We start from the raw sequence: 13,679 nt of genomic DNA on the forward strand, positions 1-13,679 counted from the left end.
GCAGGCCCGCGCGGCCTCACATCCGGGATCTCAGCACGTCGACCTCGCAGCCCGGCGCGAACGGGTCGAAGCCGTGCCCGCTCAGCCAGCGGACCACCAGCAGGCTTCGCAACGACCACCACGCGCGGATGACATCGAGGTCGACGTCGGTGCCATAGCCGGCGAGGAGGTCACCGAGGTGCTCCTCGTGTCCGAGCGTGAAGGTGGCGAGGTCGTACAGGGCGTCGCCCGGGCCCGCCTCGGACCAGTCGATGATGCCGGTGACCTCGTCGCCGTCGACGAAGACATGCGCGATCTGGAGGTCGCCGTGCGTGAACGCCGGAGTCCACGGCCGGAGCGCGGCCTCGGCGACCTGGCGGTTGCGGGTGACCAGGTCGGCGGGCAGGACGCCGTTCGTCACGAGCGACTCGCACTCGTCGTCGAGTTCCGCCGTCAACGCGTCGACGCCCTTTCCCCGGCCGGGCCAGGGCGGCAGGGGCGCGTCGTGCAGCTTCCGGATGGCGGCGCCCGCCGCGGCCCACGCCGCCGGCGACCCGGTCGACGGCCCGCCGAGGCGACCGAGTGTCGTCCCCGGGACCGCCGCGAGCGCGAGCGCGGGTGGCTTGTGCCACAGGACCTCCGGCGTCGGGACCGGCGCGAGGGCCATCGCCTCGACCTCGGCGTCGATGCGCGCACGATCGGCGTCCACCTTCAGGAACACGTCGCCCACGCGCAGGGTCGCGCGCTCGGAATGGGCGACGACGACTTCGACCTCATCCATGGGCGATCAGTATCCCGGGGACGATCGCCGACATCGCCGGGTTTATGCGTGCGCCTACGCGGCGACCGTCGCGACCGGGAATCCCGGTGTACGGCGGACCCGTCGCTCGGCGTCGACCGCGAACACCTCGCAGCCGGGCCGGGCGGCGGCCCAGTCGACGCCCTCCGGGCCCATCGCGAAGGCCGCGGTGGCCGTGGCATCGGCCTCCGTGAGCGAGGCGGCCACGACGGAGATGCTGAGCAGGCCGGTCGCGGGAGTGCCGGTGCGGCCGTCGACGATGTGGTCGCCGCGCTCGTAGCGCGCGGAGGTCGCCACCGCCCCGTCGGTCAGCTCAAGGACCGTGCAGAGCTGGTCGGCGTGTTCGGGGTGCCGTACGCCCACCCGCCACGGGCCGCCGGCCACGACCACGTCGCCGCCGGCGTTGAGGATGAAGCGCCGGGCCCCGGCGGCGGTGAGGAGTTCCGCCGCCCGCTGCACCGACCAGCCCTTGACGACCGCGCAGGGGTCGAGGGGCCGGCCGGGCAGCCGGACGTCGAAGGCACCGCCGGTCGCGATCCGGTACTGCTCGCAGAGGTCGAGCACCTCGGTCAAGTCCGCGCTGAGGTCCCGGAGTTGCAGCTCGCCGCGGTCGTAACGGCAGACCTCGCTGTCCGGGCGGAACGGGCTGAAGCGAGCGTCGACCTCGCGCAGCCAGGCGAACAGCGCGTCCGCCACCTTGTCCTCGATGCCCTCGTCGTCGACCCGCAACGACACCGGGAACCCCATCACATGCTCAACTCGGCGCATCTCACGCGCCCTTGGCGTCGATCGCGGCCTGGAGCGACTGGACGTAGGCGTCGCTGGTGATCGTGGCGCCGGACACCGTGTCGATCTTCGAACTCTGCGCCTTCAAGGTCTCCTCGATCAGCACCGGGACCGCCGCCGTGGTCTGCGGGTGGTCCGGCTGCTGGAGCATGCTCACGGAGCTGATCTTGTCGCCCTCGAAGGTCACCTGCACCTGCACGGTGCCCTTGGACGTGTTGATCGCGGTGCCCTGGACGACCATCTTCGAGGACGCGGAGGGGGTCGACGAAGACCCGGACGACGCCCCGGACGACGAAGTAGCCGTAGGAGTCGGCGTCGGTGTCGAGACCGCCTCCGTGGTCGTCGTACTTGTCGAACTCGTCGTCGTCCCGATGGACGGCTCATAGCGCCACACGGGGATCAGACCCGCGACGGACAGCACCAGGACAGGTATGACTCGCTTCACGATTCTTCTCTCATCCCGCCAGGCTGAAGCGTTCGAAGTGGATCTGCTGCTTGGGCACGCCCATGTCGCCGAGGCTGCGCAGCACCGCGTTCATCATCGGCGGCGGTCCGCACAGGAAGACGTCGCGGTCGGCGATGTCCGGTACGAGGCGGGCGAGTTCGCGTGGGGCGAGCTTGTCGGGGACGGGTGGGCCGGTGACCAGGTGGAGTTGGGCGCCCTTGGCCTGGGCGAGTTCCACCAGCTCGTCGTAGAGGACGGCGTCCCGGTCGGTGGCGACGCGGTAGATGACGACCGCGTGGCCCTCCAGGTCCTCCAGCAGGGCGCGGATCGGGGTGACGCCGACGCCGCCCGCGATGAGCAGGGACTCCGACTTCGTGCGGTGCAGGGTGGTGAAGGCGCCGTAGGGGCCCTCGGCGAAGACGCGGGTGCCGACCTTCAGGTGGCGCAATGCGGCCGTACCGTCGCCTGCCGTCTTGGCGGTGAGGCGGAGGCGGGTGCCGTCGGGGGCGGCCGAGAGGGAGAAGGGGTTGGCCTGCCACCAGCGATCCTTCGTCAGGAAGCGCCAGAGGAAGAACTGGCCTGCCTGGGCCGGGAGTTGGTGGAGGTCGCGGCCGGTGATGTAGATCGAGACGACGTTGTCGGACTCGGGGACCACCGCCTCCACCCGGAGCTGGTGGCGGAGGTTGCGCCACAGAGGGAGGATCACGCGGCCCAGGGCGACCGAGCCGAGCGCGACGCCCCACACCGCGTACCAGTACGTCGTGGCGGCGGACGACGCGGTGAACGTCGTACCGACCGCGACCTGGTGGGTGAAGGCGAGGACCACGGCCACGTAGGTGTAGAGGTGGATGAAGTGCCAGGTCTCGTAGGCGAGTCGGCGTCGCGCGTAGCGGGCGGAGGTCGCGCCGATGACGAGGATCAGGGCGAAGGCGACGAGCGCGCGCAGGATGCCCTCGGTGGTCTCGGCGAGGTCGACGACCTCGCCGACCGGGCCGGTGTCGGTGCCCTCCGCGTAGCCGAAGGCGATGAACACGAGGTGCCCGAGCAGCGTCCAGAGGAGCGCGAAGCCGGTCCAGCGGTGCCAGTTGGTGAGCCGGTCCATGCCGATCCGGCGGTCGAGCCAGGGCAGGCGGGCCACCAGCAGCAGCTGGAAGGCCATGACGAGCGCGCCGTAGAGGCCGAGGAGGCGGCCGATGACGATGAGCGCGTTGGAGGCGAATCCCGCTTGGGCGAAGAAGACGGTCACCACGGCGACGTTCGCGGCCAGCACGGCGTACAGGCCCGTGCGGGCCACCACCCTGGGGCGTATCGCCGTGGGGGGCGCAGGGGGTGATTGGACGGTCGTCACGGACGGCAGCTCCTTGATCGGGTCCTGGGAGTCGAGCTTGACCTCGGGGAGCTGTCTTTTTCCTGTCGGACAACTTTCAAGTGGTTATCGATGTGGGTGGGACGGTGACGCGGGTCTGGCGTCCACCGGTGCGTGACGCAGTATGAGCGGGTGGACAAAGTACGACTCCTCGTCGTGGACGACGACCCGCCGATCGCCGACCTTGTCGCGACGGTCGCCCGGTACGAGGGCTGGGAGGCCGCGTGCGCGTACTCCGGTGAGGAGGCGCTGACCGTGGCCGCCGAGTTCGAACCGGACATCGTGGTGCTCGACCTGATGCTGCCCGGCCTCGACGGTTTCGGTGTGCTGGACCGGCTGCGGCGGTCCGGGACGATGGTGCCGGTGGTGTTCCTCACGGCGCGGGACGCGGTCGCCGACCGGGTCGCGGGGCTGACGCGGGGCGGGGACGACTACCTGGTCAAGCCGTTCGCGGTGGAGGAGCTGATGGCCCGGCTGCGGACCGTGCTGCGACGCAGCGCCGGACCCGGTTTCCCGCGCTCCGTGCTGCGGGTCGCGGACCTGACGATGGACGAGGACACCCGCGAGGTGCGACGCGGCGACCACCTCATCACGCTCACCCCCACCGAGTACGAGGTCCTGCGCTATCTGATGCGCAAGTCGCCGACCGTGCTGACCAAGGCGCAGATCCTCGACCATGTGTGGGAGTACGGCTTCGGTGGCCGCTCGAACGTGGTGGAGCTGGTGGTCAGCCGCCTGCGCCGCAAGCTCGACGAGGGGCACGATCCGCTGATCCACACCGTCCGCGGCTTCGGGTACGTGATCCGGCAGGCCGCCGAATGATCCGACGACTGCGCCACAACTGGCGCCGGGTACGCCTGGGCACCCGCCTCGCACTGGGCGTGGGGGTGCTCTCGCTGATCGTGTTCGCGGTCGTGGGGACGGCGCTGACGATGTACATGCGGGACTATCTGGAACGCCAGGTCAGCGACCAGATGAAGCTCGTCCAGGTCGTCCAGTCCAAGGACGCGGCGGCCCACGGCATCGTCCAGCGCAAGCCGTACTACGGCTGGTACACGGCGGTCTACGACGTCTCGGGCACGACCCCGAAACTGCGCCAGCCCTCCGACGTACCGGACGACACCCGCGCGCTCACCGCCCTCGCCAAGACGATGGCGCACTCCACCACGGAGATCTCCCGCACGGTGACGATCGACGGCAAGGGCACCTACCGGCTGCGGGCCTGCGAGGTCGAACCCGGTGTGGTGCTGGTGAGCGCGGCACCGCTGGCGGACGTGCAGAGCACGGTACGGCAGCTGGTCACGGTGCAGGTGGTGGCGTTCGCGCTGGCGCTGCTGGTGCTGGTGGTCATAGGGCGGAACCTGCTGCGGCGCGGGCTGCGACCGCTCAGCGACATGGCGACCACGGCCCACGGCATCGCCTCGCACGACCTCAGCGAGTCGGCGGCCCGGCTGCCGCTCCGCGCCGAGCGGGGCGACGGCGGGCCCGAGGTGGAGGAGCTGCGCACCGCGTTCAACACGATGCTGGAGCACATCGACGACTCCCTCGCGGTGCGCGCGGAGGCGGAGCAGCGGCTGCGCCGGTTCGTCGCGGACGCCTCGCACGAGCTGCGGACGCCGCTGATGTCGGTGCGCGGCTACGCGGACCTGTTCCAGTACGCGGCGGCCAACGTGCCCGAGGAGCGGGACAAGCACCTGGCCCGGCTGCGCGCCGAGGCCGCCCGGATGGGCATCCTCCTCGACGACCTCCTGCTGCTGGCCCGGCTCGACGCGGCGGATGTGGAGACTCCGCTGCGGCCGGAGAACACGGACCTGGTGGAGCTGGTGGCGCAGGCCGCGGACGCCTTCCGTGCCGGGCACCGGGACCATCCGCTGACGGTGACGGTTCCGCCGTCCCCGGTCCCGCTGCGCGTCGACCCGATCCGTATCCGGCAGGTGCTCGACAACCTCCTCACCAACGCGGCCGTGCACACCCCGCCCGGGACGCAGGTGTCGGTGACCTTGTCGGTCGCCGCCGGCACGGCGTCGGTGCGGGTCGCCGACGCGGGCCCCGGCATCCCGGAGGCCGACCGGGACCAGGTCTTCGACCGCTTCTACCGGGTCGACAAGGCCCGCAGCCGCGACCGGGGCGGCAGCGGGCTGGGCCTCGCGGTGGCGCGGTCGCTGGCGAAGGCGCACGGCGGCTCGGTCGAGCTGACGTCGGAGCCCGGCGCGACGGTGTTCACGGTGACGATTCCGTTGGGGGCGGCTTCGTCCCGGTGAACGCGGGCAGCGATCCCGGTGAACGCGGGTAGCGTGCGCCTTCGCTCGCTCTAGCTCAGCGCGGGGCTTGTGCCTACCATGGGTGACGTGGCGTCACTTGAGGCTCAGGACCATCAACTGGCTCTGTTTTATCGGCAGTTGTCGTGCTTCGAACCCGAGAAGCCACCGTCACATCCCGCGCCACACGTTGTCGTAGGCCGCGTCCTCGACGCTCTTGCGCTGTCGTACGGCCTCCAGCTCCGTCACCGCGTCGTGCACGAGGGCGAGGACGGTGTCCAGTGCCTCGTCGGTGACCTTCGCGGAGTCCTCGTCCGACACCTCACGGATGCCGACGGCCGCGGCGAGCTGGGCGAGGACGGGTTCGCCGGTGGCCCAGCGGTCCGCGGCCCGGCTGCGGGCCGGGGAGTCGACCAGGGCGGTCCGGCCGGTGCGGACCGGGATCCAGCGCCCGCGCTGCCGGGCGACCAGGCCCTCCTTCTCCAGCGCGGCGAGATACGCCGAGGACAGGCCACGCCCCCGACGCCACAGCCAGTCCTCGACCGACTCGTACGGCGTCTCCCGCACAAGGGCGGTCGCGGCCTCGTCCAACAGGCCGTCCGCCAAGGGAACTTGGAGGTTCGGCACGATCAGGTCGCCGTCCAGCGTGATGGCTTCGGCGGCGAGAAGGTCGATCACCTCCGCTCCCGCGAGCGCGAGCGAAAGATCACCCGACTCGACGGGGCGGTCGGGCGCGACATCCATGGCAACGATCAGCAGGTCCCGCGGTGTGCTCATGGGTGCCAACCTAGCGCGGCTCATGCGAGGGGGCATCGACACCCAACGTTTACATAATTCCTTCCCGCAGTCGGTCATGTTTCGGGACCATGAGCCTCTGATGAATACCGGGGGCTTTTGGACCGCTTGCGCCACTGCGGTCCGAATGGTGTGTCCTCTGAAGGAAATTGACAGGGTTTTCGGTTGTTTGGGGAGCCACTCCGGCTGGCCGGATCATTTCCCTGGGCGGGGTGCTTACCTTTCCGTTGTTGACCGCCGAGTAACAGTGGGGCTAGCTTTCAATCAGCCATCTCGCGTCTTTGCGATTCCGTTCGGCGCCTTCAGGCCGAAACCCCCCACCGTGCAGTTTCACCGTTTATTCGGAGAATCATGACGTCTGTCGCGCGCGCCGAAGACTTGATCATCGGAATCACCCCGTTCCATGACCCGAATGCCAGACTCGCGGCGTCCGTCAGCCGCGCCGGTGGGCTCGGGGTTCTCGACCTGGGAATTGGCGACCGAAGATCCAGAGAGGCACTGGCGCGAATCCGACGCTGGTCCCCTGGCCCTTTCGGGGTACGAGTCGGGGCCCACTGCCGGATCCGTCCGGGGGAGCTCCCGACGGCCGCTGCCGGCGGCCCGCACACCGTCGTTCTCGCCGTGGACGCCCCGTGGCAGGTCGGCGAGATCGCCGCGGAGCACCGGGTGCTGGTCGAGGTCACCGACCCGGACCAGGCATCGGCCGCGGTCCGGGCCGGTGCGCACGGGCTGATCGCCCGAGGTGCCGAGAGCGGCGGCCGGGTGGGCGAGCTGAGCACCTTCGTGCTGCTCCAACGCCTGCTCGCCGAGCCCGGTGTGGACGTCCCGGTCTGGGCCTGCGGCGGCATCGGCCCCCGTACGGCGGTCGCGGCCGTCGCCGGTGGCGCGGCCGGGGTCGTCCTGGACAGCCAGTTGGCGCTGCTCGCCGAGTCGGGGCTGCCGGAGGCGACGGCAGCGGTACTGCGCTCGATGGACGGTTCCGAGACCACGGTGGTGGCCGGTCACCGGGTACTGCACCGGCGCGGCCCGGACGCCCCTCGGGTGCCGGCCGAGCGGGTGTCCGAACTGCTCGGGGCGCGCGATCCGCGCACCCAGTTACTGCCGGTCGGCCAGGACGGTTTCCTCGCCGCGCGGTTCGCCGAGCGCTGGGGCGACACGGGCCGGACGGTGCGCGAACTGACCTCTGTGATACGGGAGTTCGCACGGGACGCCGGGCAGGACTCCCTGCAGTACGAAGGACCGGCCGCGGCCTTGCGCGCTGGTTCGCCGATGAGCCGGACGCTGGGCACCCGACTCCCCATCGCTCAGGGCCCGATGACCCGCGTCAGCGACCAGGCGGAGTTCGCCGCGGCCGTCGCCGGTGGCGGTGCGCTGCCGTTCGTCGCGCTGGCGCTGTCGAGCGGCGAGCAGTCGCGGGCGGTGCTGGCCGAGACCCGCGCCGCCGTGGGCGAACAGCCCTGGGGCGTCGGAGTGCTCGGCTTCGCACAGGAGGAGATGCGGAACGCCCAGCTGGAAGCCGTACGGGAGTTGGGCCCCACGCACGCGATCATCGCGGGCGGACGCCCCTCGCAGGCCGAGGCGCTGGAGCGGGCCGGGATCTCCACCTTCCTGCATGTGCCCTCGCCGGGGCTGCTGCGGCAGTTCCTGGACGCGGGGGTGCGCAGGTTCGTGTTCGAGGGCTCCGAGTGCGGCGGCCATGTCGGGCCGCGCGCCAGCTTCCCGCTGTGGGAGGCCCAACTCGCGGTCCTGGACGACTTCTTGGCGACGGCCGAGGCCGGCACGGCGGAGCGTGTCGAGGTGTTCTTCGCGGGCGGCGTCCACGACGGACGCTCGGCGGCGATGGTGGCCGCGCTCGCCGCACCGCTCACCGCACGTGGCGCCGCCGTCGGCGTGCTGATGGGCACGGCCTATCTGTTCACGGAGGAGGCGGTGACGCGCGGGGCGGTCCAGCCCCTGTTCCAGGAGCAGGTCGTACGGGCCACTCGGACCGCGTTGCTGGAGACGGCACCCGGTCACGCCACCCGCTGTGTGCCGAGCCCGTTCAGCGACAACTACCTCGATTTCGAAGCCCAGTTGCGCGAGCAGGGCGTACCCGATCGGCAGATCTGGGAGAAGCTGGAGCGGCTCAACGTCGGGCGGCTGCGCATCGCCAGCAAGGGTGTCGAGCGGGATGCCGCCGGAGCACTGGCCGCCGTGGACGAGCAACGCCAGCTCGCCGAGGGGATGTTCATGGCCGGAGAGGTCGCCGTGCTGCGTACGGCGACCACCACCATCGACGCCCTGCACCGCTCGGTGACCGAAGAGGCCGCCGACTTCCTGGCCGAGAGCGCGCGAACTTCCCGCGCCCGCCTGGGCGTTGAGGAGACCGTCGAGCCGGAGGCCCCGGCCCCCCTGGACATCGCTGTCATCGGCATGGCGTGCATGTTCCCGCAGGCCCCCGACCTCCCCACGTTCTGGGCGAACATCCTCGGCGCACGCGACGCCGTCGACGAGGTCCTGCCCGACCGCTGGGACCCCGCCGTGCACTACTCGGCCGACAAGGACGGCGCCACCCCGTCGAAGTGGGGCGGCTTCCTCCCGCGCATCCCCTTCGACCCGCTGCGCTACGGCATCCCGCCGACCTCCCTCGGCAGCATCGAACCGGTCCAGCTGCTGGCCCTCGAAGCGGCCCGGCGCTCTCTGGAGGACGCCGGATACGGGGACCGGGGGCGGGAGTTCGACCGTGCGCGCACCTCCGTGGTGTTCGGCGCGGAGGCGGGCAGCGACCTGTCCAACGCGACCACGCTGCGTGCCGTACTGCCCTCCTACTTCGGGAAGATCCCGCAGGGCATCGAGGAGCAACTCCCCACGCTCACCGAGGACTCCTTCCCCGGCATGCTCTCCAATGTGATCTCGGGCCGTATCGCCAACCGGCTCGACCTCGGCGGGGCCAACTTCACGGTCGACGCGGCCTGTGCGTCCTCGCTGGCCGCCGTCGACGTCGCCTGCAAGGAACTCGTGGGCGGCACCAGCGACATCGTGCTGTGCGGGGGCGCCGACCTCCACAACGGCATCAACGACTACGTCCTCTTCGCCTCCGTGCACGCCCTGTCCCCCACCGGCCGCTCCCGCGCCTTCGACAGCTCGGCGGACGGCATCGCGCTCGGCGAGGGCGTCGCGTGCGTGGTCCTCAAGCGGCTCGCGGACGCGGAGCGGGACGGCGACCGGATCTACGGCGTGATCAAGGGAGTCGGCAGCTCCAGCGACGGCCGCTCACTGGGCCTGACGGCACCCCGGCCCGAGGGCCAGCGGGCCGCGCTGGAGCGGGCGTACCGCAACGCGGGTGTCTCCCCCGCCGAGGTCGGCCTGGTCGAGGCGCACGGCACCGGCACGGTCGTCGGCGACCGCACCGAACTCTCCATCCTCAGCGAGGTGTTCACCGAGTCCGGTGCGGAGACGGGCAGTTGTGCGCTCGGCTCGGTCAAGTCGCAGATCGGCCACACGAAGTGCGCCGCGGGACTCGCCGGTCTCATCAAGACCGTGCTGTCCCTCTACACCGGCGTCAAGCCGCCCACCCTGCACATGAAGCAGCCCAACTCGGCGTGGAAGGAGGACAGCAGCCCGTTCGTCTTCCACGCCCGGCCACGGCCCTGGGCGGCTCCCGCCGAGGAACGCGTCGCGGGGCTCAGCGCGTTCGGCTTCGGCGGCACCAACTTCCATACGGTGATCCAGGCTTACGGCGAAGCCGTACCGCCGGCGCAGGGGCTGGACGCGTGGCCCGCCGAGCTGTTCACGTTCCGGGGTGCGGACCGGGGGGCGGCGCGCCGGAGCATCGAGGAGACCCTGAAGCTCGCGGAGACGGGCCACTGGAAGCTGCGCGACCTCGCGCTGAGCGCGTCACGGCGCTCGGACGCCCGGCAGGAGCCGGTGCAGGTGGCCGTCGTGGCCCGGGATGTGGAGGGGCTGGCCGGGCAACTGCGGCGGGCCCTCGACGGCGAGCACGACCCCACCTCGGGAATCCATGTGGCGGAACCGGAAGGAGACACGGGCCAAGTCGCCTTCCTCTTCCCCGGCCAGGGCAGTCAGCGGCCCGGCATGCTCGCCGACGTGTTCATCGCGTTCCCCGAGCTGCAGCACTATCTGCACCTCGGCCGCGACCACGCCGACGCGCTCTACCCGCCCACCGCCTTCGACGACGCCGCCCGCGACCGCCAGCAGGCCGGTCTCACCGACACCCGGGTCGCACAACCCGCCCTGGGCATCGCCGGGTTGGCCGCCCACGCCCTGCTCACCGAGGCGGGCGTGCGGCCCGACATGGCGGCCGGGCACAGTTACGGCGAGCTGGTCGCCCTGTGCGCGGCCGGTGCGATCACACCGGAAGCACTGCTGGAGCTGAGCGCCGAACGCGCGGCGGCGATCCTCGAAGCCACCGGCGCGGACGACCCGGGGACCATGGCCGCCGTCGCGGCCGGTGCCGAGGACGTCGCGCAGGCCCTGAAGACGGCGGGCGCACCCGACTCGGTCGTGGTCGCCAACCACAACTCCCCGCGCCAGACGGTGATTTCGGGCCCCACGGAGGCAGTCGCCACAGCCGTACGGCTGCTGCGCGACGCCGGTCTCGGCGCCAAGCGCATCCCCGTCGCCTGCGCCTTCCACAGCCCGCTGGTGGCGGGGGCGGGCGCGCGGTTCGCGCAGGCCCTCGCGCAACGGCCGGTGCTCACACCCGAGTTCCCGGTGTGGTCCAACCGTACGGCGGCTCCGTACGGCGAGGGCGCCGACGAGGTCCGGGCCGAACTCGCCGCGCAGATAGGCTCCCCGGTCGGCTTCGTCGCGCAGATCGAGGCGATGTACGAGACGGGGGCGCGGGTCTTCGTCGAGGCCGGTCCCGGCTCTGTGCTCACCCGGCTGGTCGACCAGATCCTCGGCGACCGTCCGCACCGCACGGTCGCGTGCGAGCCGCGGCAGGACAGCGGGCTGCGCGGCTGGCTCGACGCACTGGCCCAACTGGCCGTCGCCGGGCTGCCGGTGCGTACCGGATGGCTGTTCAACGGGCGCGACGCCGTCGACGCGGCCCGTACTCCTGTGCCCTCGCGACCCGGCTGGACGGTCGACGGACAGCTGGTCCGTACCGCCGCCGGAGCACTTCTGCCCGGTGCCCTCGCACCGGCCCGACGCGTTGTGGAGACGACTGTGACGACGAACCCCCAGGACGGTGTGCCCGTCGCGGCGAACAGGGACGCGCTCATCTCCGAATTCCTGCGCACCAGCCGGGAGATGGTAGCCGCGCAACGGGACGTACTGATGACGTACTTCGGCGCGGTGCAGGGAGGGGCGCCGCAGGGAACATGGGTGCCCGCACCCGCGCCCGCCGTGATCGAGGCGCTGCCGCAGACACCCGCGCTACCGGCCGCTGTCGAGACTCCGGCCGCTCAACAGCCCACCGCACCACCGGAGTCAGCGCCCGAGGCCGTCACCGAGGCCGATGTTCTCCGAGTCGTCCTGGAGATCATCAGCGAACGCACCGGCTATCCCGTCGACATGATCGAGCCCGACCTCGACCTGGAGGCGGACCTCAGCATCGACTCCATCAAGCGCGCCGAGATCGCCGGTGAACTGGCCGGGCGGCTCGGCATCGGCGGCGGGATGGATGTCGCGACGCTCGACGACACGGAGTTGGAGGACCTGGCGAAGGCGCGTACGGCGGCCTCCGTCACGGCCTGGCTGTCGGCGCGGCTGACACAACCCGCAGCGGCCGACGAAACGCCCCCGAGTGTCAGCGCCCCCCAGGACGAGGTCACCGGCACCGCACCGAAGCGGCTCCAACTCCGGCCGGTACTGCTGGCACACCAGGACGGCGACAACCCGGCGGACCCGGCATCCGTGCTGAGCGGCCGACGGTTCGTCCTCTACGGCAACGGTGACGGTGACGGCTCGCAGGCGCTCGCGGCCCGGCTCGCCACGTACGGCGCCGACGCGGTGATCGTCGCCCCCGAGCACCAACTCACCGACGCCGACGGCGCGTTCGACGGCGTCCTGTATCTCGTGCCGCTCACGGCGTCGGCGCCTGTGCTGCCCGACGCGTTCCCCGTGTTCCAGGCCGCCCTGCGGCACGGGCCGCGCCAACTGCTCGCGGTACAGCGGGCGGACGGCGGATCGGCGGGGCTGCACGGACTGTTCCGTACGGTGGGACGGGAGTATCCGGACACCGTCGCCCGGGTCGTCGAGCTGGCGGACACCGCGCCGGCCGCCGTCGCCGATGCGCTGATCGCCGAACTGCTGGCGCCCGGCACCGAGCCCGTCGTGTTGCGAACGGCCGCCGGGCGGCACGGACTTGAGCTGGTCGAGACGCCCCTCGGCGCCCTCGCGACCAACGGTGCGGGACCGGCCGGTGACGGGGTCGCGGAGGCCGCCGCGATCGGGCTCGACCGCGACTCGGTGGTACTGCTGGTGGGCGGAGCGCGGGGCATCACCGCGAAGTTCGCCGTCGCGCTCGCCGCGGCCTCCCGCTGCCGTATCGAACTCCTCGGCAGGACCGCCGCTCCGGCCGGCCCCGAGGACCCGGTGACCGCGGGCGCCCGCACCCCGGCCGAACTGCGCGCCGCCCTCGCCCGCAAGGGCGGTGGACTCACGCCCGCCGAGATCAACCGCACCGCCGAACTCCTGCTCGCCCAGCGGGAGATCACCGCGACCCTGGACGAACTCTCGGCCCTCGGCAGCCAGGCCCGCTACCACTCCGTCGACTTCCGCGAACCGGACGCCGCACTCCAGGCCGTGAAGGAGATCCACGCCGAACACGGCCGGCTCGACGGTGTCGTCTACGCCGCCGGAGTCATCGAGGACCGGCTGATCGCCGAGAAGACCACCGAGTCCTTCCAGCGGGTCTACGGCACGAAGACGCACGGCGCCGAAACCCTGCTGTCGGCGCTGGAGGAACTGCCGAACGGGCCCGCGTTCGCGGTGCTGTTCGGCTCCATCTCGGCGGTCCTCGGCAACCGGGGCCAGGTCGACTACGCCGCCGCCAACGACGCCCTCCAGAGCCTGGGTACCGACTGGTCCGCCCGCACCGGGCACCGTGCGCTCACCGTGCACTGGGGCCCGTGGGCGCCGACCGGCGGTCACCACGGCATGGTCACCCCGGAGTTGGGGCGCGAGTACGCCCGGCGCGGTATCTCGCTGATCGATCCCGAGGAGGGCACCGCGGCCCTGCTGCGCGAGCTCGCCTGGGGTGACGAGTCGGCCGGAGCCGTCGTCTACACCGCTTCGGGCTGGTGA

The 13,679-nt window shown here is 71.6% G+C and carries 9 protein-coding genes; 4 read left to right on the forward strand and 5 right to left on the reverse strand.

Annotated features, from left to right (window positions below; translation table 11 throughout):
* Window positions 1-16 precede the first annotated feature (16 nt).
* From AB0I69_RS11415 to AB0I69_RS11425, 3 genes are read right to left on the reverse strand one after another with little or no spacing between them, the layout of a single operon-like run.
* A complete protein-coding gene (locus AB0I69_RS11415) occupies window positions 17-760 on the reverse strand; it encodes an aminoglycoside phosphotransferase family protein (protein WP_363095363.1) in 744 nt (247 codons plus the stop codon).
* Window positions 761-814: 54 nt separating this feature from the next.
* Complete coding sequence (locus AB0I69_RS11420) at window positions 815-1,546, reverse strand: FAD:protein FMN transferase (protein WP_363095364.1); 732 nt, start codon at window positions 1,544-1,546, stop codon at window positions 815-817.
* A 1-nt stretch (window position 1,547) separates the two neighbouring features.
* Window positions 1,548-1,715, reverse strand: a complete 168-nt coding sequence (locus AB0I69_RS11425; protein ID WP_363095580.1) for an FMN-binding protein — start codon at window positions 1,713-1,715, stop codon at window positions 1,548-1,550.
* 16 nt (window positions 1,716-1,731) lie between these two features.
* Here AB0I69_RS11425 and AB0I69_RS11430 point away from each other — a divergent pair, with 16 nt between their 5' ends.
* A complete protein-coding gene (locus AB0I69_RS11430) occupies window positions 1,732-1,950 on the forward strand; it encodes a hypothetical protein (protein ID WP_363095365.1) in 219 nt (72 codons plus the stop codon).
* Between the two features lie 69 nt (window positions 1,951-2,019).
* Here AB0I69_RS11430 and AB0I69_RS11435 read toward each other — a convergent pair whose 3' ends face one another.
* Complete coding sequence (locus AB0I69_RS11435; protein ID WP_363095366.1) at window positions 2,020-3,357, reverse strand: ferredoxin reductase family protein; 1,338 nt, start codon at window positions 3,355-3,357, stop codon at window positions 2,020-2,022.
* 150 nt (window positions 3,358-3,507) lie between these two features.
* On the opposite strand from AB0I69_RS11435, the gene AB0I69_RS11440 reads away from it, so the two are divergent.
* The gene (locus tag AB0I69_RS11440) at window positions 3,508-4,197 is read left to right on the forward strand and encodes a response regulator transcription factor (protein WP_363095367.1); all 690 of its coding nucleotides are present in this window, start codon (window positions 3,508-3,510) and stop codon (window positions 4,195-4,197) included.
* On the forward strand, window positions 4,194-5,636 hold the full coding sequence (locus AB0I69_RS11445) for a HAMP domain-containing sensor histidine kinase (RefSeq protein WP_363095368.1): 1,443 nt from the start codon (window positions 4,194-4,196) through the stop codon (window positions 5,634-5,636). Before AB0I69_RS11440 ends, AB0I69_RS11445 begins: the two co-directional genes overlap by 4 nt.
* A 168-nt stretch (window positions 5,637-5,804) precedes the next feature.
* On the opposite strand, the gene AB0I69_RS11450 is transcribed toward AB0I69_RS11445, so the two are convergent.
* Window positions 5,805-6,410: a GPP34 family phosphoprotein gene (locus tag AB0I69_RS11450; protein ID WP_363095369.1), complete on the reverse strand. Its 606-nt coding sequence runs from the start codon at window positions 6,408-6,410 to the stop codon at window positions 5,805-5,807.
* Window positions 6,411-6,779: 369 nt separating this feature from the next.
* On the opposite strand from AB0I69_RS11450, the gene AB0I69_RS11455 reads away from it, so the two are divergent.
* On the forward strand, window positions 6,780-13,679 hold the full coding sequence (locus AB0I69_RS11455; protein ID WP_363095370.1) for an SDR family NAD(P)-dependent oxidoreductase: 6,900 nt from the start codon (window positions 6,780-6,782) through the stop codon (window positions 13,677-13,679).

This window comes from Streptomyces sp. NPDC050508, assembly GCF_040655155.1.
GTDB lineage: Bacteria > Actinomycetota > Actinomycetes > Streptomycetales > Streptomycetaceae > Streptomyces.

Bases quoted from the DNA above. Each gene is read 5' to 3' on its own strand.
- AB0I69_RS11415 (WP_363095363.1), bottom strand. From the start codon at position 760: ATGGATGAGGTCGAAGTCGTCGTCGCCCATTCCGAGCGCGCGACCCTG.
- AB0I69_RS11420 (WP_363095364.1), bottom strand. From the start codon at position 1,546: ATGCGCCGAGTTGAGCATGTGATGGGGTTCCCGGTGTCGTTGCGGGTC.
- AB0I69_RS11425 (WP_363095580.1), bottom strand. From the start codon at position 1,715: ATGCTCCAGCAGCCGGACCACCCGCAGACCACGGCGGCGGTCCCGGTG.
- AB0I69_RS11445 (WP_363095368.1), top strand. From the start codon at position 4,194: ATGATCCGACGACTGCGCCACAACTGGCGCCGGGTACGCCTGGGCACC.
- AB0I69_RS11450 (WP_363095369.1), bottom strand. From the start codon at position 6,410: ATGAGCACACCGCGGGACCTGCTGATCGTTGCCATGGATGTCGCGCCC.
- AB0I69_RS11455 (WP_363095370.1), top strand. From the start codon at position 6,780: ATGACGTCTGTCGCGCGCGCCGAAGACTTGATCATCGGAATCACCCCG.